This window comes from Pseudomonas maumuensis, from assembly GCF_019139675.1.
GTDB classification, from domain to species: domain Bacteria; phylum Pseudomonadota; class Gammaproteobacteria; order Pseudomonadales; family Pseudomonadaceae; genus Aquipseudomonas; species Aquipseudomonas maumuensis.
Genome location: NZ_CP077077.1, coordinates 4,805,363 through 4,825,391 on the forward strand (window position 1 = coordinate 4,805,363; position 20,029 = coordinate 4,825,391).

At 63.5% G+C, this 20,029-nt stretch carries 16 protein-coding genes and 1 pseudogene; 6 read left to right on the forward strand and 11 right to left on the reverse strand.

The genetic code is table 11. The features are described from left to right. Positions 1-179 precede the first annotated feature (179 nt). The 9 genes from KSS90_RS21445 to hmpA form a co-directional block, all read right to left on the reverse strand. Entirely contained in the window at positions 180-563 is a 384-nt protein-coding gene (locus KSS90_RS21445) for a YkgJ family cysteine cluster protein (RefSeq protein ID WP_217867179.1), read from the reverse strand. Positions 564-795: 232 nt separating this feature from the next. Next, positions 796-2,004: an alanine transaminase gene (gene alaC / locus KSS90_RS21450; protein WP_217867180.1), complete on the reverse strand. Its 1,209-nt coding sequence runs from the start codon at positions 2,002-2,004 to the stop codon at positions 796-798. A gap of 336 nt (positions 2,005-2,340) precedes the next feature. After that, positions 2,341-3,228: a heme o synthase gene (gene cyoE, locus KSS90_RS21455; RefSeq protein ID WP_023629877.1), complete on the reverse strand. Its 888-nt coding sequence runs from the start codon at positions 3,226-3,228 to the stop codon at positions 2,341-2,343. Between the two features lie 11 nt (positions 3,229-3,239). Then, a complete protein-coding gene (cyoD, locus tag KSS90_RS21460; RefSeq protein ID WP_023629876.1) occupies positions 3,240-3,572 on the reverse strand; it encodes a cytochrome o ubiquinol oxidase subunit IV in 333 nt (110 codons plus the stop codon). After that, complete coding sequence (locus KSS90_RS21465) at positions 3,572-4,195, reverse strand: cytochrome o ubiquinol oxidase subunit III (RefSeq protein ID WP_023629875.1); 624 nt, start codon at positions 4,193-4,195, stop codon at positions 3,572-3,574. Before KSS90_RS21465 ends, cyoD begins: the two co-directional genes overlap by 1 nt. Positions 4,196-4,198: 3 nt before the next feature. Beyond that, positions 4,199-6,220, reverse strand: a complete 2,022-nt coding sequence (gene cyoB / locus KSS90_RS21470; RefSeq protein ID WP_023629874.1) for a cytochrome o ubiquinol oxidase subunit I — start codon at positions 6,218-6,220, stop codon at positions 4,199-4,201. A 3-nt stretch (positions 6,221-6,223) separates the two neighbouring features. After that, the gene (cyoA, locus tag KSS90_RS21475; protein ID WP_038707394.1) at positions 6,224-7,168 is read right to left on the reverse strand and encodes a ubiquinol oxidase subunit II; all 945 of its coding nucleotides are present in this window, start codon (positions 7,166-7,168) and stop codon (positions 6,224-6,226) included. 560 nt (positions 7,169-7,728) lie between these two features. Then, the gene (locus tag KSS90_RS21480; RefSeq protein WP_023629873.1) at positions 7,729-8,235 is read right to left on the reverse strand and encodes a disulfide bond formation protein B; all 507 of its coding nucleotides are present in this window, start codon (positions 8,233-8,235) and stop codon (positions 7,729-7,731) included. Positions 8,236-8,781: 546 nt separating this feature from the next. Then, positions 8,782-9,960: an NO-inducible flavohemoprotein gene (gene hmpA / locus KSS90_RS21485; protein ID WP_217867181.1), complete on the reverse strand. Its 1,179-nt coding sequence runs from the start codon at positions 9,958-9,960 to the stop codon at positions 8,782-8,784. 154 nt (positions 9,961-10,114) lie between these two features. Between hmpA and norR the strand changes: the two genes are divergently transcribed. From norR to KSS90_RS21505, 4 genes are all read left to right on the forward strand, one after another. Then, positions 10,115-11,665 carry a nitric oxide reductase transcriptional regulator NorR gene (gene norR, locus KSS90_RS21490; RefSeq protein ID WP_217867182.1) on the forward strand — a complete coding sequence of 517 codons (1,551 nt, stop codon included), beginning with the start codon at positions 10,115-10,117 and terminating at the stop codon, positions 11,663-11,665. A 191-nt stretch (positions 11,666-11,856) separates the two neighbouring features. Further along, a complete protein-coding gene (locus KSS90_RS21495; RefSeq protein WP_217867183.1) occupies positions 11,857-12,756 on the forward strand; it encodes a chemotaxis protein in 900 nt (299 codons plus the stop codon). Positions 12,757-12,844: 88 nt separating this feature from the next. Then, complete coding sequence (locus KSS90_RS21500) at positions 12,845-13,156, forward strand: hypothetical protein (RefSeq protein WP_217867184.1); 312 nt, start codon at positions 12,845-12,847, stop codon at positions 13,154-13,156. Beyond that, positions 13,153-13,887 carry a YkgJ family cysteine cluster protein gene (locus KSS90_RS21505; protein WP_217867185.1) on the forward strand — a complete coding sequence of 245 codons (735 nt, stop codon included), beginning with the start codon at positions 13,153-13,155 and terminating at the stop codon, positions 13,885-13,887. Before KSS90_RS21500 ends, KSS90_RS21505 begins: the two co-directional genes overlap by 4 nt. Positions 13,888-13,972: 85 nt before the next feature. Here KSS90_RS21505 and KSS90_RS21510 read toward each other — a convergent pair whose 3' ends face one another. Together KSS90_RS21510 and KSS90_RS25980 are read right to left on the reverse strand one after the other, a co-directional pair. Then, a complete protein-coding gene (locus tag KSS90_RS21510) occupies positions 13,973-15,061 on the reverse strand; it encodes a methyl-accepting chemotaxis protein (RefSeq protein ID WP_437180099.1) in 1,089 nt (362 codons plus the stop codon). Positions 15,062-15,271: 210 nt separating this feature from the next. Next, positions 15,272-15,664, reverse strand: a pseudogene (locus KSS90_RS25980) (PAS domain-containing protein); the annotation flags it as partial. A 111-nt stretch (positions 15,665-15,775) separates the two neighbouring features. Between KSS90_RS25980 and KSS90_RS21515 the strand changes: the two are divergent. Together KSS90_RS21515 and KSS90_RS21520 are read left to right on the forward strand one after the other, a co-directional pair. After that, positions 15,776-16,939, forward strand: a complete 1,164-nt coding sequence (locus KSS90_RS21515; protein ID WP_217867187.1) for an efflux RND transporter periplasmic adaptor subunit — start codon at positions 15,776-15,778, stop codon at positions 16,937-16,939. Continuing rightward, positions 16,936-20,028, forward strand: coding sequence for a multidrug efflux RND transporter permease subunit (locus KSS90_RS21520; RefSeq protein ID WP_217867188.1), 3,093 nt, complete (start codon positions 16,936-16,938; stop codon positions 20,026-20,028). The genes KSS90_RS21515 and KSS90_RS21520 overlap by 4 nt, the downstream gene beginning before the upstream one ends. Position 20,029 lies beyond the last annotated feature (1 nt).

The window sequence follows — 20,029 nt, forward strand, 5'->3', positions numbered from 1 at the left end:
CGCTCAGGCGCGGGCGGTAGGGCGCATGGCACGGTCAAATGGTGTTAATACTTTGTCGAGGCGGCACGTGTTTAGCGGGTTTCAGCCGCTTGCCCATTGGATCCAACCGACGAACGGTCATAGCCAATGGCCAGAATGCACGCCCAGGCCTTTTGCAGGCCTGGATGGCAGATCCCTCCTCAGGCGACCTCTGCTCCCTCGTTTGGCCAATGCGGCTCGTTAGCGCCCGGCGGCGTCAACGGTGGCAGGCCGTAGGCCGCCCGAGCAGCGTCACAGCTGGGGTTGTGTTCACCGTTCTCCCAGGATGCCTCGAACTCGCGGCACGGGCTTGAACGATTTTCGTAGATCGAGCACGCCACTTGCGTGCCGATCTCGCCGCCGAGGCTTACGCAACGGCAGGGCTTGGCGTCGGTGCCGATCATGGCGACGCGGGTCGGATTGATCTGCACGACCAGGTCGTCGGGCACCAGGCCACCGGCGGACTGGCACTCACCCCAGAAGAAAGACACACGAAAGTAGCCGCAGCAGGCGCCGCAGGTCAGGCAAGGGTTCTGTTCGGACATGATGGCCAGGGAAGGAGGTTGTTGTTATCGGGGCGAGCGCCCGCGGCGCTATTTGTAATCCAGGCGCGAACGGCTGAGAAGAGGGGTGACGCAAAAAAAGATCGCCGCTGATCGGCGCTCTGCAAGTCGTGATCGATATCGCCTGTACCGACCCATCGCCGGCAAGCCGGCTCCCACAGGGTCCGCTGCCATCCTGCGGGAGCCGGCTTGCCGGCGATGAGGTCGGACCTGCTTACCTGCTGGTCAGTCCATCGCTCCTGAACATCTGGCGGATCCCGCGAATAGCCTGGCGGATACGGTCCTGGTTCTCGATCAGGGCAAATCGCACATGATCATCGCCGTAGTCGCCAAAGCCGATCCCCGGCGACACGCAAACCTTGGCCTCGGCCAGCAGCTTCTTGGAAAACTCCAGCGACCCCAGGTGAGCGTACTGCTCAGGGATCTTCGCCCACACGTACATCGAGGCCTTGGGGTTCTCGACCATCCAACCCAGTTCATGCAGCCCCTTGACCAGCAAGTTGCGGCGCTGGCGGTACTGCTCGGCGATATCGCGCACGCACTGCTGGTCGCCTTCCAGGGCGGCGATGGCCGCCACCTGCAGCGGGGTGAAGGTGCCGTAGTCGTGGTAGCTCTTGATCCGCGCCAGGGCGCTGACCAGCTCGGGATTGCCGACCATGAAGCCGATCCGCCAGCCGGCCATGTTGTAGCTCTTGGACAGGGTGAAGAACTCCACCGCAATGTCCTTGGCGCCTGGCACCTGCATGATCGACGGTGCCTTCCAGCCGTCGTAGACGATATCGGCATAGGCCAGGTCGTGGACCACCAGCACATCGTACTGCTTGGCCAAGGCCACCACGCGCTCGAAGAAGTCCAGCTCGACGCACTGGGCGGTGGGGTTGGACGGGAAGCCGAGGATCATCATCTTCGGCTTGGGGATCGATTCGCGGATCGCCCGCTCCAGCTCGTTGAAGAAGTCCACGCCCGGTACCAGCGGCACGGAGCGTACCTGGGCGCCGGCGATCACCGCGCCGTAGATGTGGATCGGGTAGCTGGGGTTGGGCACCAGGACCGTATCACCGTGGTCGAGGGTGCCGAGCATCAGGTGCGCCAGGCCTTCCTTCGAGCCGATGGTGACAATGGCTTCGCTTTCCGGGTCGATGTCGACCTCGTAGCGCTCCTTGTACCAGTTGGAAATGGCGCGGCGCAGGCGCGGAATGCCACGTGAGGTGGAATAGCCATGGGTGTCTTCACGCTGGGCGACCTGCACCAGCTTCTCGACGATGTGCGGCGGGGTGGCACCGTCGGGGTTGCCCATGCTCAGGTCGATGATGTCCTCGCCACGGCGGCGGGCGGCCATCTTGAGCTCGGCGGTGATGTTGAAGACGTAAGGGGGGAGACGATCGATGCGCGCGAAGCGGCGCGGCGAACCTGGGTTGGCCATGGTTTCCTCTGAAGACGTAAGCGCCCGGAACCGTCCGAGCGACGCTGGCCGCTGCGGCGGCCGAAACAGAAGATAGTGCCGAAATAGTATTCTCGTAAAGGATAATTTCCTGTTTTGTTAGATCGTTTCAGATTGATTACTCGAAAATACAGAATTTATATTTTTCAGGCCCGACCCTATCGCCGGCAAGCCGGCTCCCACAGGGTTTTGCGATCCCTTGTGGTAGCCGGCTTGCCGGCGATGAGGCCAGACCAGGCAACCCAGCCGCAGGCCGGAACACAGGCATAAAAAAACCCCGGCACATGGCCGGGGTTCTTGGTGTAACAGCCCGCTGTATCAGCGTGCGTAGGTCATCAGCACGTCGGCCGCGGTCTGGCTGTCCACGCCCATCATCACGCTCAGGGCAGTGACGGTGAGGATGGAGAAGCCGAACACCTTGCGCGCCCACTTGCTGTCGTCCTCGGCCTTGTAGCCGCCCCAGGCCATGTACAGCCAGTACAGGCCCATGGCGGCCGCCACGGCGAGATAACCCAGGCCGGCGTAACCGCCGAGGGTCAGCATCAGGGTGGCGAGGACGAAGGCCAGCACGTACAGCACGATCTGCTTCTTCGCCGCGAGGATACCGCGCGCCACCGGCAGGACCGGGATGTTGGCGGCGCTGTAGTCCTTGAAGCGGAAGATGGCGATGGCGAAGCTGTGCGGCATCTGCCACAGGCTGAACATCACCAGCAGGGTGAACGCGGCCAGGTCGAAGCTGTTGCTCACCGCGCAGTAGCCGATCACCGGAGGCATGGCACCGGACAGGCTGCCGACCAGGGTGCCATGCACCGATTTGCGCTTGAGCCACAGGCTGTAGAAGCCGACGTAGACCACGAAGCCAACCAGGGCGCAGAACGCCGACAGCGGGTTGGCCTGGACATACAGCAAGCTGAAACCCGCCACCCCGAGCAGGGTGGCGTAGATCAGCGCCAGGGGCAGCGACATGCCGCCCTGGACCATGACGCGGTTCTTGGTGCGCTCCATCTTGTGGTCGATGTCACGGTCGATGCAGTTGTTGAACACGCATCCGGACGCGACCACCAGGGACGTACCGATCACCACCGCCAGGAACAGGGCGAAATCCACATGCCCCTTGGCGGCAAGGAAGAAACCGCCTGCCACGGAAAGCACGTTACCGAAAATGATCCCCGGTTTGGTGATTTGGATAAAGTGCTTCACGGACATGCAGTCTTACCTCACTTGGCCAGCATTTCGAAGTGGATGCTGAACATGATCCACAGCGACAGGCCGACCAGCAGTGCAATTACCAGAACGGTGAACAGGAACGTCGACACGTTGGAGCGCTGCTCTTTCGAGCGGTCCATGTGCAGGAAGTACACGAGGTGTACCACCACCTGGATGACGGCCATGGCCACCACGATCAGGACGGTCAGGTTCTTCGGCAGGCTTGGGTACATCACCAGGCCGAACGGGATCGCGGTCAGGATGATCGACAGTACGAAGCCGATCATGTAGGACTTCACGCTACCGTGATTGCCTTCGTGATGAGTGTCGTGTGCGCTAGCCATTACAGAACCCCCAGCAGGTAGACGACGGTGAACACGCAGATCCAGACCACGTCGAGGAAGTGCCAGAACAGGCTCAGGCAGCTCATGCGGGTCTTGGCGGTCGGCGTGATGCCGTGCTTGTTGATCTGGTACATCATGATTGCCATCCAGATCAGACCGGCGGTCACGTGCAGGCCGTGGGTACCGACCAGCGCGAAGAACGCCGACAGGAAGCCACTGCGCTGCGGGCCGTAGCCTTCGGCGATCAGGTGATGGAACTCATAGATTTCCATCGCGATGAAGCCTGCACCGAACAGGAAGGTCACAGCCAACCAGCCCAGTACACCTGCCTTGTTGCCGGCGAACATCTTCAGCATGGCGAAGCCGAAGGTGATCGAGGACAGCAGCAGGAACGCGGTTTCGACCAGCACGAAGTCGAGCTGGAAGATGTCGTGACCCGACGGGCCGCCGGCGAAACCGCCGGACAGCACCGCGTAGGTGGCGAAGAGCGACGCAAACAGGATGCAGTCGGTCATCAGGTACAGCCAGAAACCGAGTACGGTCATCTGGCCCGAGTCGTGGTGGTGGTCATCGTGCGCATGGTCATGACCATGCGCGCCACCGTGGATTACTTGACTGGACATTGATTACACCCGTTCAAACGATTCGACACGTGCGCCGCCGGCAGGCAGTGCACCAGCGTTGGCCAGCGCTTTCATGCGCTCGCCTTCGATGCGCGCCACTTCTTCGGCCGGCACCATGTAGCCCTGGTCGTCACGCGCGGCGTGGCGAACGAAGACAGCGATGGTCGCAACCAGGCTCGCACCCACCAGCCACCAGATGTGCCAGATGAAGGCGAAGCCGAACACGGTCAGCAACAGACCCATGAACAGACCGGTGGAGGTGTTGCTCGGCATGTGGATCGCTTCGTACTTGGCCGGAGCCTTGTAGGCGGCGCCGGCTTGCTTGGCTTCGTGCCAGGCGTCCAGGCCAACGTGCTCAGGCATGTGGGCGAAGTTGTAGAACGGAGGTGGCGACGAGGTCGACCATTCCAGAGTACGGCCGCCCCATGGGTCGCCGGTGACGTCCATGTTGTCCTTGCGATCGCGAACCGAGACGTAGATCTGGATCAGCTGGCAAGCGATACCGAACAGGATCAGCACGGCGCCGACCACGGCTACGTACAGGTAGGGTTCCCACAGCGGGTTGTCGGAGTGGTTCAGACGACGGGTCATGCCCATGAAGCCCAGGGCGTACAGCGGCATGAACGCTACGTAGAAGCCGGAGATCCAGAACCAGAAGGCAGCCTTGCCCCACTTCTCGTTCAGGGTGAAACCGAAGGCTTTCGGGAACCAGAAGGCGAAGCCGGCGATGTAGCCGAATACCGCGCCACCGATGATCACGTTGTGGAAGTGGGCGATCACGAACAGGCTGTTGTGCAGAACGAAGTCGGCACCTGGAACAGCCAGCAGAACGCCGGTCATGCCACCGATGGAGAAGGTGACCATGAAGCCCAGGGTCCACATGATCGGCGCGGTGAAGCGCAGACGGCCCTGGTAGATGGTGAACAGCCAGTTGAACAGCTTCACACCGGTCGGAATGGAGATCAGCATCGTCGCCAGGCCGAAGAAGGTGTTGACGCTGGCGCCGGCACCCATGGTGAAGAAGTGGTGCAGCCAGACCGCGAAGCCCAGGATGGCGATCGCGCCCGATGCGTAGATCATCGAGTGGTGACCGAACAGGCGCTTGCCTGCGAAGGTCGAGGTGACTTCCGAGAACACGCCGAAGGCCGGCAGGATCAGGATGTAGACCTCAGGGTGACCCCACGCCCAGAACAGGTTGACGTACATCATCGGGTTCCCACCAAGCTCGTTGGTGAAGATGTGGAAGTCCAGATAACGGTCAACAGTCAGCAGTGCGAGTGCGGCGGTCAGGATCGGGAACGAAGCGACGATCAGCACGTTGGCCCAGGTGCAGGTCCAGGTGAAGATCGGCATGTCCATCAGCTTCATGCCAGGGGCGCGCATCTTCATCACGGTGACGAGGAAGTTCACGCCGGTAAGCGTCGTACCCAGACCTGATAGCTGTAGCGCCCAGATGTAGTAGTCGACACCCACCCCAGGGCTGTACTGGATACCCGCGAGCGGCGGATAGGCAACCCAGCCGGTCTTGGCGAATTCACCAACGCCCAGCGAGATGTTGACCAGCAGCACGCCTGCCAGCAGCAGGTAGAAGCTCAGGGAGTTCAGGAACGGGAAGGCAACGTCACGTGCACCGATCTGCAGAGGAACCGCAAGGTTCATCAGGCCGGTGAAGAACGGCATCGCCATGAAGATGATCATGATCACACCGTGGGCGGTGAAGATCTGGTCATAGTGTTCAGGCGGCAGATAGCCTTCGGAGCCACCGGTGGCGGCGGCCAGCTGGGTACGCATCATGATGGCGTCGGCGAAGCCGCGCAGCAGCATGACCATAGCGACGATGATGTACATCACGCCGATTTTCTTGTGGTCGACCGTGGTCAGCCACTCGGTCCACAAGTAGGTCCACTTGCGGAAATAGGTGATGGCACCAACGACAGCGATACCACCGAGCGCGATCATGGCAAGCGTCACCATGACTATCGGCTCGTGATACGGTATCGCCTCCAGAGTTAATTTACCGAACATCTCTTACTCCTCTGCACCGGCAGCTGGTTGCATACTCGATTCCACACCCTTGGTAGTGGCCAGGTCTTTGCTGCCTGCTTCTTCGTGGTTCGGACGACCGCGGTTCATGCCTTCGTACTTGTCGACGATGCGCTGGAACTGGTCAGCCTGAGCCTCGCTGTACAGCGCGACTGGGTTGTTTTCGCTTGCTTTGGCCAAGGCGTCATATTCGGCCTGGTCCAGTTTCTTCGGCGAAGCCTTCACCTCGGCGACCCATGCATCGAAGTCGGCCTGGGAGGTGGCAACAGCCTTGAATTTCATACCGGTGAAGCCGGCGCCGCTGTAGTTGGCGGAGATACCGTCGAACTCACCGTTCTCGTTGGCGATCAGGTGCAGTTTGGTGGTCATGCCAGCCATGGCGTAGATCTGGCCACCCAGGCCCGGGATGAAGAACGAGTTCATCACGGCGTCGGAGGTGACACGGAAGTTGACCGGGGTGTTGGCCGGGAAGACGATCTTGTTGACCGTGGCGATGCCCTGTTCCGGGTAGATGAACAGCCATTTCCAGTCCAGCGCGACCACGTCGATCTGCACCGGCTTCACATCGGAATCCAGTGGACGGTACGGGTCCAGCTTGTGGGTGGAGTGGTAGGTGAAGTAACCCAGGGCGATGATGATCAGGATCGGGATGATCCACACCGCGGCCTCGATCTTGGTCGAGTGCGACCAGTCGGGGGTATAGGTGGCGGCCTTGTTGGACGCGCGATACTTCCAGGCGAACGCCAGGGTCATGATGATCACGGGCACGACCACCAGCAGCATCAGGCCGGTGGCGATCAGGATCAGGTTCTTCTGCTCAATGCCGACCTGGCCCTTCGGATCGAGCAGGGTCCAGTTGCACCCACTGAGTAAAAGCATGCCTAAAAAGGGCAATATGCCAAACAGTCTGGGGTAACGCTTTTTACTCATCTCACGACCTCTAGATCAGCTTGCTTCAATGCAATTTGTGTTTTGGTAGCCAACACTTCGTCCTGCCAAGTGCGGCAATTGGCGCCCGTACTCGCCCCTGCCAGGGATCCGACTGCTGGATCTTGGCGTCAAGCGGGTTGGCGGTGCTTATGGTTTCGTAGGCAACAGGCCTGTACTTCAGACCAAGTCCATTTGGTGCGGGAAAACGCGGAGGGGTGTCCGCCCGGTATCGCCGTTGGGCGAAACTTGTCGAAGTCAGCAAATGGAAAGCGCTGCGGCTCCCATCAATCCTGCGACTCGCAAGCAGTGCCGAACGGAAATTGGGGGCGATTGTAGATAGGTCGCCCCACGATGACTATGACTTATTGAGCAACAGTCTTTTACAGGATTCGCAACAATACTGGTCAAAAAATCAACTTCGCGACAGTTTGTCGCACCCCGCCTAGTAGCCCTGAAACCCTTGTCGCGCAAGGGTTGGTGGCTGACCTGGATCAATCATCCGGAGCGTTTGGCAGCTTATCCAACCGCGCAATAGACCCAGGTCAATTCGGGACTTTGGTCTAAGCGCGACGACGGTTTCGGTAGATTCCCAGAGGCACCAGAACCGCCGTCAGCACGAACGCCACCAGCGCCCACTGCGCGAGGGACAGGCCGAGAATCGGTGGGTAGGGCGTGGAGCAGAAACCATCGACCTGGAATGCCAGCGGCCAGAGCTTGGCCAGCGGCAGGTCGTCGACGATGGGCTGCAAGGTGTCGATACCGCAGCTGACCATCGGGTTGGCGAGTATATACACATGATTGCCGGCGGCAACGATGCCACCGATGGCGCTGAGCACCACCAGCGCCTCGAAGAACGTCAGGCTGCGGCGCCCGGGCATGGCGGCGGCGATGAAGGCGAAGATGGCGATGAACAGCAAGGCATAGCGCTGCAGGATGCACAGTGGGCAGGGGGCCTCGCCCAGCACCACCTGCATGTACAGGGCGCCGCCGATCAGCGCCAGGCAGATCACGCCGAGGAGCACCAGAAAGCGCCGTTCCCGATTCAGGCGCGATGAGAGTTCGTTCATTGCCGATTCCTTCGATGGAGAGTGGCAGCGCGGGCTGCCCGAGGGGCGCCCAGTCTACACGCTGGAGATGACCTTTGAATGCATCGAGGAGGGGCGTGCGCGGCTATCCACTGATGACCTAGGACCGAGCGGGTCGGTTTCGGTTCACTGGCCGACATGAAAAATGCGCCAGCCCGAGCGCCAGACAGGGGCAAGCCCCTCGACACCCGGGAGTGAAGGATACAGTGATTAAAGGAGGATTAAAGATGAAAGCGGGTGTAACCGCATTCATCTCTTCCTTATATAGAAGATCGGCTTTGGGCCCAATCGCTGCGGTTCGGCGCTCGGCCAGGCCAACAGCACCGAATGCCATCGTCCGCTTCGTTCTCGATTACCCACGGCCGGGAGCATCCGTGTGCTGGCGGCCCGACTGAACGCCGAACCGCAGCGATTGGGATGAATTACTCGTGGCCTGTCCCGGCCCCATCGCCGGCAAGCCGGCCCCACAGGTATCGCTGAACCCTGTGGAGCCGGCTTGCCGGCGATGGGGCCCGCCAGGCCTATCGCTTACTCCAGCGCCGCAGCCGGCCCGAAGAACTCGTAGCGGCTCTGCCCTTCCGGCACACCCAGGCCCTTGAGCTGACGTTTGATCGCCGCCATGAAGCCCTTGGGCCCGAGGAAGTAGGCGTCGATATCGCGCTCACGCGGCAGCCATTCGGCCAGCAGCTCCTGGTCCAGCAGGCCCACCGCATCGGCGGCCTGGCTGCCATCCTCCTCGGCGTAGCAGTAGAAGCGCTTGAGTTGCGGGTGGCGCGCCGCCAGGCCATCGATCCAGTCGCGGAAGGCATGCACCGCGCCGTTGCGCGCGCAATGGATGAAATGCACCGGGCGTTCTGTCTCGAGCGCCGCTTCAAGCATGGCCAGGGTCGGCGTGATGCCCACGCCGCCGCTGATCAGCACCAGCGGCTTTTCGCTGGCGACCAGGGTGAAATCACCGGAAGGCGGGAACAGTTGCAGGGTATCGCCGACCATCAAGCCATCATGCAGGTAGTTGGAGACCTTGCCGCCCGCCTCGCGCTTGACGCTGATGCGGTACTGCTCACCGTCGCACAGGGCCGACAGCGAATAGTTGCGGCGCTGCTCCTGGCCATCGATCTCCAGCTTCAAGCCGATGTACTGGCCCGGCTCGGCCTTGAGCACCGGCTTGCCATCGACCGGAGCGAAGTAGAACGAGACGATCTCGCGGCTTTCCTGCTCGCGGCGCACCAGGCGGAATTCGCGAGTGCCGCGCCAGCCGCCGGCGGCCTCTTCCTTCTGCTTGTACAGGTTCTCCTCGGCGCCGATGAGGATCTCGGCAAGCTGGCCGTAGGCCGCCGCCCAGGCGGCGATCACCTCGGCGGTGGCGATCTCTTTGCCCAGCACTTCCTCGATCGCGCGCAGCAGGCAGCTGCCGACGATCGGGTAGTGTTCAGGGAGAATCTGCAAGGCGACGTGCTTGTTGATGATCTGCCCGACCAGGCCACCCAGCTGCTCGAGCTGGTCGATATGCCGGGCGTACATCAGCACGCCGTTGGCCAGGGCACGCGGCTGGTCGCCGCTGGCCTGGTGGGCCTGGTTGAACAGCGGGCGTACCTCGGGGTACTCGCTGAGCATCAGTTTGTAGAAGTGGGTGGTCAGGGCCTCGCCACCGCTTTCCAGCAGGGGCACGGTGGCTTTGATGATTGCACGCTGTTCGGCATTGAGCATTACGACAACTCCTGAGCCTGTGGCTTCGAATGGTTGCGTAGACCATTTCAGCAATCGTGCCAACTTCGAACCTCAGTAAAACCGGGGGTTTTCATTGATCGATGTCAAAAGGACACACTCAGGCGTATAGTCATTCCGACCAACAGGAGTCCATATGACTGCAAAGCCCCTGCTCACCGCCCTCCTCCCCCTGGTGAGCGACTTGTCCCGCGACCTCCCCGACCAGGAACGCTACCGCCGGCTACTGCAGGCCATGCGCGGCCTGCTGCCGTGCGATGCCGCGGCGCTACTGCGCCTGGACGGTGAATGGCTGGTGCCGCTGGCGGTGGATGGCTTGTCGGCGGACACCCTGGGCCGACGCTTCCGGGTCAGCGAGCACCCGCGCTTCCAGGCCCTGCTCAGCCGCCCCGAACCCACCCGCTTTCCCAGCGACAGCCCGCTGCCCGACCCTTACGACGGCTTGGTCGACGCCGCCCATGTGGATCTCGAGGTCCACGACTGCATGGGTTGCCCGCTGATGGTCGACGAACGCCCGTGGGGCCTGCTGACCCTCGACGCGCTCGCCGCCGGCCAGTTCCAGAGCCTCGAACTCGACGCCCTGCAGGCCTTCGCCAGCCTCGCCGCCGCCACGGTGACCGTGGCCGAGCGCATCGAGCACCTGGCCCTGCGCGCCGAGGACGAACACCAGCGCGCCGAGGTATATCGCCAGGCCAGCGGCCAAGACCGCGAGCTGATCGGCCAGAGCAAGGCGCACAAGCGCTTGGTCGAGGAAATCCGCCTGGTCGGCGGCAGCGACCTGACCGTGCTGATCACCGGCGAGACCGGTGTGGGCAAAGAGTTGGTGGCCCAGGCTTTGCACCATGCCAGCCAGCGCGCCAGCAAGCCGATGGTCAGCCTCAATTGCGCCGCCCTGCCCGACACCTTGGTGGAAAGCGAACTGTTTGGCCATGTGCGCGGCGCCTTCACCGGCGCCCACGGCGAACGCCGCGGCAAGTTCGAGCTGGCCAACGGTGGCACGCTGTTCCTCGACGAGGTCGGCGAGCTGCCCTTGGCGGTGCAGGCCAAGCTGTTGCGGGTGCTGCAGAGCGGGCAGTTGCAACGCCTGGGGTCGGACCGCGACCATCAGGTCGATGTGCGCCTGATCGCCGCGACCAACCGCGACCTGGCCGAAGAGGTGCGCAATGGCAACTTCCGCGCCGACTTCTACCACCGGCTGAGCGTCTACCCGCTGCAGGTTCCGCCCCTGCGCGAGCGAGGCCGCGACGTGCTGTTGCTGGCGGGTTTTTTCCTCGAACAGAACCGCGCGCGCCTGGGCCTGGGCAGCCTGCGCCTGTCCACCGATGCCCAGGCCGCCCTGCTGGCGTACGGCTGGCCGGGCAACGTGCGCGAACTGGAACATCTGATCGGTCGCTCGGCCCTCAAGGCGCTGGGGCAGCACGGGCGGCGGCCGAAGATCCTCACTTTGGAGGCGGCTGACCTCGATCTACGCAATGTGGCACCGACTACTCGGGTAGAAACCGAGGCACCGTCGGCTGACGCGCCATTGCCCGAGGGTGGGCTGCGCGAGGCGGTGGATGATTATCAACGGCAGATCGTCGAAGCGTGCCTGGATCGTCACCAGGACAACTGGGCAGCCGCAGCTCGCGAGTTGGGGTTGGATCGGGCCAACCTGAGTCGGTTGGCCAAACGATTGGGGCTGCGCTGATGGGGCCGCTTCGCAGCCCATTCGCCGGCAAGCCGGCTCCCACAGGGATGGCGCTTGGCTGAGCTCAGCACAGCCGGCGAAAGGGTCGCAAAGCGACCCCACTGCAGATCCAATAGCAAACTAAGCTAAAGCCTGGCGCCAGAAAGCCGATAACCCGGCATCCTCCCCCTCATTCATAGCGAAGGTTGTCCATGGCCACGCAAAAAGCCCGCGCGGACTCGCTGTCCCTGCTGCTGTTCACCCTGCGCAGCGGCAAGCTGATGGCTATCAACCTGCTCAAGGTCAGCGAGATCATCCCCTGCCCGCCGCTGACCAAGCTGCCGGAGTCCCACCCGCACGTCAAAGGCGTCGCCACCCTGCGCGGCAACTCGCTGTCGGTGATCGACCTGTCCCGCGCCATCGGCGAAATGCCCCTGGCCGACCCCGACGGCGGCTGCCTGATCGTCACCGAGATCAGCCGCTCGCGCCAGGGCCTGCACGTGCAAGCGGTGAGCCGTATCGTCCATTGCCTGAGCACCGACATCAAGCCGCCGCCCTACGGCTCGGGCAATCGCTCGTTCATTACCGGCGTCACCCGGGTCGACAACACCCTGGTGCAGGTGCTGGATATCGAGAAGGTCATCCATGGCATCGCCCCGCCGCCCCACGAACCACACCCAGGGGAAGTCAGCGAAGAAGATGCGAGCCTGCTGGCCGCCGCCAACATCCTGGTGGTGGACGACAGCCAGGTCGCGCTGCAGCAGTCGGTGCATACCCTGCGCAACCTTGGCATCGAGTGCCACACCGCGCGCAGCGCCAAGGATGCGATCAATGTGCTGCTGGAGCTGCAAGGCACCGAAAGAGAGATCAACATCATCGTCTCCGACATCGAGATGTCCGAGATGGATGGCTTCGCCTTCACTCGCACCCTGCGCGAAACACCGGATTTCCAGCATCTCTATATTTTGCTGCACACCTCGCTGGACAGCGCGATGAGCGGTGACAAGGCCAAACTGGCCGGGGCCAATGCCATCCTCACCAAGTTCTCCTCGCCGGAGCTGACCAACTGCCTGGTGACGGCAGCGCGGGCGGTGGTGTTTGCCGAGCACTGACATATCAAGTCAGGATTTTCCTGACTTGATGAAGAAAAGGGTTCGGGCATAATTCGCGCCCTTCGCAGGTCCATTGCCGGTGTCGCGTATGAAAGTTCTCAATTCGCTCCTGATCCTTTGCGCCCTCGCCAGCGGCGCAGCCCACGCTTCGAGCAACCAGGCCTGGAGCGACCAGCGCCAGCACATGCTCAAGGCCTGCCTGGCCGCCAGCCAGTTCAAGGATGCCCATGCCTTGGGCAAGCCCGCCGAATTCGACGACCAGGTCGGTTACAGTGCGCTGCTGATCGAGGGCAGCTACCCCCAGAAGCACATGCAGAACCGCACCGGCACCGAGTTGTGCCTCTATGACCGCCAGCGTCAGCAAGCCTTCGTCACCGAATGGGAAGCCGGCAAGCGATGAGCGACAGCATTCGATTCGCCTGCACGGGTTGCGGCAAATGCTGCACCGGCCATCACGTACCGCTGACCCTTGCCGAGGCCCAGCAGTGGGCGATCTCCGGCGGCCAGGTGGTGGTGCTGATCGAAGGTTTTCTCGCCGATGGCCCCGGCATGCCGACCGACCAGCGTGAGCATGTGCTGCGCCGTTCGCACCCGGTGCCGTGCGGCGCCGGACAGTTGCAGGTGTCGATAACCTTCGCCGCATTCAACCCCGGGCGCTGCCGCAACCTCGATGACAATGACCTGTGCGGCATCTATGAAAGCCGACCGCTGGTCTGTCGCATCTACCCGGCGGAGATCAACCCACACCTGCCGTTGCGCCCGGAAAACAAGGACTGTCCGCCCGAAGCCTGGACGCAAGGGCCGCAGCTGATTCACGGCAGTCTGCCGGTGGATGAGGCGCTGCGTGCCCTGATCGAGGCCTCACGCCAGGCGGACCGCGACGATATCGCGGCCAAGGTGGCGATCTGTCAGGCGCTGGGGATGACCACCAGTGCGCTGAAGGGCAATGGGTTTACTGCCTGGTTGCCGGACATGGCGGCATTTGCCTCGGTGCTGGAGCAGGCGCCACAGGCGGTCGATGGACCGTGGGCGGTGCATGTACAGGACGAGGCGCTTGCGGCCGGTCTACAGGAACATCGGCTACAGGTGACGGGCGAAGCGCCGGTCTACTATGCGTTCATCGGTTTCTAAGCCATTTGTAGGAGCGGCTTCAGCCGCGATCACCCGCGAAGCGGGTGCCACAACGGCGTTGCCCGCATCGCGGCTAAAGCCGCTCCTACAAGCGCCGCCAGAACTCATCCGCCAGACGCCTTAGGTCCTTGGCCAGGTCCGCCACATCACTGGCGCTGCTGTGGCTGCGCTGCCCGACGCTCACCGTCGCCTCGCTGGCCTGGCGGATGCTGGTGATGTTGCGGTTGATGTTCTCGCTGACCTGGCTCTGCTGCTCCACCGCCGCGGCGATCTGCAGGCTCATCTCGTTGATCTGGTTGACCCGCACGCTGATGCTGTCCAGCGCATCGCTGGCCAGTTGCGCCTGCTCGACGCTGTGCCCGGCATGGGCGCTGCTCTGCTGCATCACCTGCACCGCCGCGCGGGCACCGTCCTGCAGGGCGCCGATCATGCGCTGGATATCGTGGGTCGACTGCGCGGTGCGCTGGGCCAGGCCACGCACCTCGTCGGCGACCACCGCGAACCCCCGCCCCTGGTCGCCCGCACGCGCCGCCTCGATGGCGGCGTTGAGGGCCAGCAGGTTGGTCTGCTCGGCGATGCCGCGGATCACGTCGAGCACCCCGGAAATCTCGCTGCTGTGGTTCTCCAGTTGCTGGATCACCTCGCTGGCCTCCACCAGCGAGCCGGCCAGGTCCTGGATCGCGCAGCGATTGCGGTCGACCAGTCGGTGCCCGGACTGGGTCTCGTCCTCGGCCTGGTCGGCCGCCATCGCCGCCATCTGCGCGCTGCTGGCCACCTGGGCGACACTGGCGCTCATCTGGTGGATCGCCGTGGCCACCTGGTCGGCTTCGCTCTGTTGCTCGAGGCTGTTGGCGTGGCTGCTGTGCAAGGCCTCGACCAACGAGCCCGAGTGCCCGGCCAGGCGCGAGGAGGTGTCACCGATACGCCCGACCACCGCGCCCAACTGTGCCTTGAGCATGCGCATGGCGAACTCGATCTGCCCCAGGCCGTCACGCCGACCGGTATACAGTCGCTGGCTGAGTGGGTTGTCGGCGATCGCCTGGGCTTGCTGGCGCAGCCGCTCATACGGGCGCAGCAACAACATGATCGCCAGGCTGCTCAAACCAATCGCCGCCGCCACCTCCAGCACCGACTCCAACAGCGGCGCGTCCAGCCACCACTGCCCAGCGCCCATCACCAACGCCAGCACCGAACCGACCGCCAACGACAGGCGGGTACCCAAGCCGAGCACCGGCAGGCGCTCGAGCCAACCACGCCGACCTTCACGCAAACGCGCATAGGCACGTTCGGCCGCCGCTACCTGTTCGGCGGCGGGCTTGGTCCGCACCGACTGGTACTCCAGCACCTGCCCACCGCTGCTGATCGGCGAGACGAACGCGCTCACCCAATAGTGGTCACCGTTCTTGCAGCGGTTCTTCACCAAGCCCATCCACGAACGCCCGGCCTTGAGCGTCTGCCACATCTGGGCGAAGGCCTGGGAAGGCATATCGGGGTGGCGGACGATGTGGTGGGCATTGCCCAGCAGTTCCTCGCGCACGAAACCGCTGACCCGCAGGAAATCTTCGTTGGCATAGGTGATGCGGCTGTCCAGGTCGGTGGTGGACAGGATATTGGCATCACCGGGGTAATCCACTTCGCGACCGGTAACAGGCATATTGCACTTCATCGGAGGCACTCGTTGTTGTTCGGGAGAATCGGCAGGGCGTACGACTCTAGGGGTAAACACCCGCGAACTATTGATCCACGGCAGGGTATTGGCACTTGGCCACCAACCCATCGAAACTGACAGCCATGACAGCCTGGCGTCACGCTGGTGACCCGGTCCGCGCGCTATAACCCTTTCACACCCGACTACCTTCCCTGCCCTCTCGGCCACGGTGCCCGCCCGATGCGACGTCCATCCCGCCTCCTCGTCCTTACCGCCCTTGTCCTCGTTCTGTTGGTCGCCATCGGCACCTGGCTGGGACAGCGCCGCGAAGCGCCGGCCAACCGCGGCGCCAGCGCCATACCGGTGCGCGTGGTGGCGGTGGCCCAGCAAGACGTTCCACGCTATTTGAGTGCCATCGGCTCGGTGCTGTCGCTGCACAGCGTCGAGGTGCGTCCCCAGGTCGAGGGCGTACTGACCCAGGTGCTGGTCAAGGAAGGCCAGTGGGTCAGGCAAGGCGACCTGCTGGCCACCCTCGATGACCGGGCGATCCGCGCCAACCTCGACCAGGCCCGCGCCCAACTCGGCCAGACCCAGGCGCAGTTGCAGGTGGGCAACGTCAATCTCAAGCGCTACCAACTGCTGAGCACCGATGACGGCGTATCCAAGCAGACCCTCGACCAGCAGCAGGCGCTGGTGAACCAGTTGCAGGCGACGATCAAGGGCAACCAGGCGGCCATCGACAATGCCGCGGTGCAACTCAGCTACACGCAGATCCGCTCGCCGGTGACCGGCCGCGTTGGCATCCGCAACGTCGACCCCGGCAATCTGGTGCGCACCAGCGACACCCAGAGCCTGTTCAGCGTTACCCAGATCGACCCTATCGCCGTGGCATTCGCCCTGCCCCAACAACAACTCCCGGTCCTGCAGGGTCTGCTGAAATCACCCACACCCGCCGAAGTCGAGACCTACCTGGACGCCGACGGCGAACGCAGTCTGCTCGCCAGGGGCCACTTGACGTTGATCGACAACCAGGTATCGGCCACCACGGGCACGGTGCGGGTCAAGGCCGAGTTCGACAACAAGGACGGCCGCCTGTGGCCCGGCCAACTGGTCAGTGTGCGCCTGCGCACCGCCGTGGACGAAAGCGCTCTGGTGGTGCCACCACCGGTGGTGCAACGCGGCCTCGACGGCCACTTCGTCTACCGCCTGGAGGGCGACAAGGTCACGGCAGTGCCGGTCAAGCTGGTGTACCAGGACAGCACATTGAACGTCATCGCCGGGGTCAAGGCCGGGGACCGCCTGGTACTCGATGGCCAATCGCGGCTCAAACCCGGTTCGACGGTGGAAGTCGTGCCCGATGCCGCAGCCCCCGCCGAAGTCGCCGACAGCAGGAGCCAGCCATGAACACCCGCAACGGCGTCTCGGCCTGGTGCATAGACCACCCCATCGCCACCCTGCTGCTGACCTTCGCCCTGGTACTGGTGGGGGCCATCGCCTTCCCGCGCCTGCCAGTGGCGCCGCTGCCCGAGGCTGACTTCCCGACCATCCAGGTCACCGCCCAGTTGCCAGGCGCCAGCCCTGAAACCATGGCCTCTTCGGTCGCCACCCCGCTGGAGGTGCAGTTCAGCGCCATCCCCGGCATGACCCAGATGACCAGCAGCAGCGCCCTGGGCTCGACCAACCTGATCCTGCAATTCACCCTCGACAAGAACATCGACACCGCCGCCCAGGAAGTCCAGGCAGCCATCAACACCGCCACCGCCCGGCTGCCCCAGGACATGCCCAGTCCGCCGACCTGGCGTAAGGTCAACCCGGCCGACAGCCCGGTGCTGGTACTGACGGTCAGTTCAACACAGATGCCCAGCAACGAATTGAGCGACTATGCCGAAACCTTGCTGGCTCGCCAGCTCAGTCAGATCGACGGCGTGGGTCTGATCAACATCACTGGGCAGCTGCGTCCGGCGATCCGCGTGCAAGCCCAACCAGAGAAGCTCGCCGCCATCGGCCTGACACTGGCCGACATCCGCCAGGCGGTGCAACAGACCAGCCTTAACCTGGCCAAGGGCGCGTTGTATGGCGAGCACAGCGTCTCGACGATCGCCGCCAACGACCAGTTGTTCCACGCCGAGGACTACGCCAGGCTCATCGTCAGCTACCGTAACGGCGCCCCGGTACACCTTTCCGACGTGGCCACGGTGATCTACGACGCCGAGAACGCCTACGCCAAGGCCTGGTCCGGCGACAAACCGGCGCTTAACCTGGTGATCTTCCGCCAGCCCGGCGCCAACATCGTCGACACCGTGGACCGGATGATGGACGCCCTGCCACGCCTGCAGGAGATGCTACCGGCGTCGGTTGAGGTGTCAGTGCTCAACGACCGTACCCAGACCATCCGCTCCTCGCTGCACGAAGTAGAGCTGACGCTGATCATCGCCGTGGTACTGGTGATTGGGGTGATGGCGCTGTTCCTGCGCCAACTGTCGGCGACCTTCATCGTTTCCAGCGTGCTCGGCGTATCGCTGATCGCCACTTGCGCCTTGATGTACGTTTTCGGCTTCAGCCTCAACAACCTGACCCTGGTGGCCATCGTCATCGCCGTGGGCTTCGTGGTCGACGACGCCATCGTGGTGGTAGAGAACATCCACCGTCACCTGGAGGCGGGGGACGACAGTCGCACCGCGGCGCTCAAAGGCGCCGGCGAAATCGGCTTCACCGTGGTATCCATCAGCCTCTCGCTGATCGCCGCTTTCATTCCGCTGCTGTTCATGGGCGGCGTGGTAGGCAGGCTGTTCAAGGAGTTCGCCCTGACCGCCACCGCCACCATCCTGATTTCGGTGGTGGTTTCGCTGACTCTGGCCCCGACCCTTGCCGCCCTGTTCATGCGCCGTCCGCAGCATGAACACAAGGATGGCCTCGGTCAGCGCCTGGTGCGCTGGTACGAGAAAGGCTTGGACCGCGCCCTGGCGCACCAGCGCATCACCCTAGGCGTGTTCGGAGTCACCCTGGCCCTGACGGTTGCAGGCTACATCGCCATTCCCAAAGGTTTCTTCCCCATGCAGGACACCGGTTTCATCCTCGGCACCACCGAGGCCGCGGCGGATGTGTCCTATTCATCGATGATCGAGAAACACCAGGCGCTGGCGAAAATCGTCGGCGCCGACCCGGCGGTGCGCGCCTTCTCCCATGCGGTCGGCGTCACCGGCAGCAACCAGACCATCGCCAACGGCCGCTTCTGGATTTCCCTCAAGCCCCGAGGTGATCGCGATGTGTCGGTCAGCGAATGGATCGACCGCATGCGCCCCCAACTCGCCCAGGTCCCGGGCATCGTCCTGTACTTGCGCGCCGGCCAAGACATCAACCTCAGCTCCGGCCCCACGCGCACCCAGTACCAGTACGTGCTCAAGAGCAACGATGGCGAGGCGCTGAACCTGTGGACCCAGCGCCTGACCGAGCGCCTGCGCGAAAGCCCGGCGTTACGCGACCTGTCCAACGACCTGCAGCTGGGCGCCAGCGTCACCCACATCGACATCGACCGCCAGGCCGCCGCGCGCTTCGGCCTGACCACCACCGACGTCGACCAGGCGCTGTACGATGCCTTCGGCCAGCGGCAGATCAGCGAGTTCCAGACCGAGACCAACCAGTACAAGGTGATCCTCGAACTGGACGCCCGTCAGCGCGGCAAGGCCGAGAGCCTCAACTACTTCTACCTGCGCTCGCCGCTGTCCGGCGAGATGGTGCCGCTGTCGGCCCTGGCCCATGTCGCGCCGCCCAGCACCGGGCCCCTGTCGATCAGCCACGACGGCCTGTTCCCAGCGGCCAACCTGTCATTCAACCTGGCGCCCGGCGTGGCCCTGGGCGATGCGGTGCGGATCCTCGAACGCACCCAGCGCGAACTGGGCATGCCCGACTCCATCGCCGGCAACTTCCAGGGCGCCGCCCAGGCGTTCCAGAGCTCGCTGTCGAGCCAACCGTACCTGATTCTTGCCGCGCTGGTGGCGGTGTATATCATCCTCGGCGTGCTCTACGAGAGCTTCGTACACCCACTAACCATCATCTCCACCCTGCCCTCGGCGGGCCTGGGCGCGCTGATCCTGCTCTGGGCCATGGGCCAGGACTTCACCATCATGGGCCTGATCGGCGTGGTGCTACTGATCGGCATCGTCAAGAAGAACGGCATCCTGCTCATCGACTTCGCCCTCGAAGCCCAACGCAACCACGGCATGACGCCCGAGCAGGCCATCCACCAGGCGTGCCTGGTGCGCTTCCGCCCGATCATCATGACCACCCTGGCCGCACTGCTTGGCGCGGTACCGCTGATGTTCGGCTTCGGCGCCGGTGCCGAGCTACGCCAACCGCTGGGCATCGCCGTGGTCGGTGGTCTGCTGGTGAGCCAGGCCCTGACGCTGTTCACCACCCCGGTCATATACTTGGCCCTGGAGCGTCTGTTCCACCGCCGCCAGGCCTCCGTCGCCCCCGCGCCGACCGCCAGTTGAG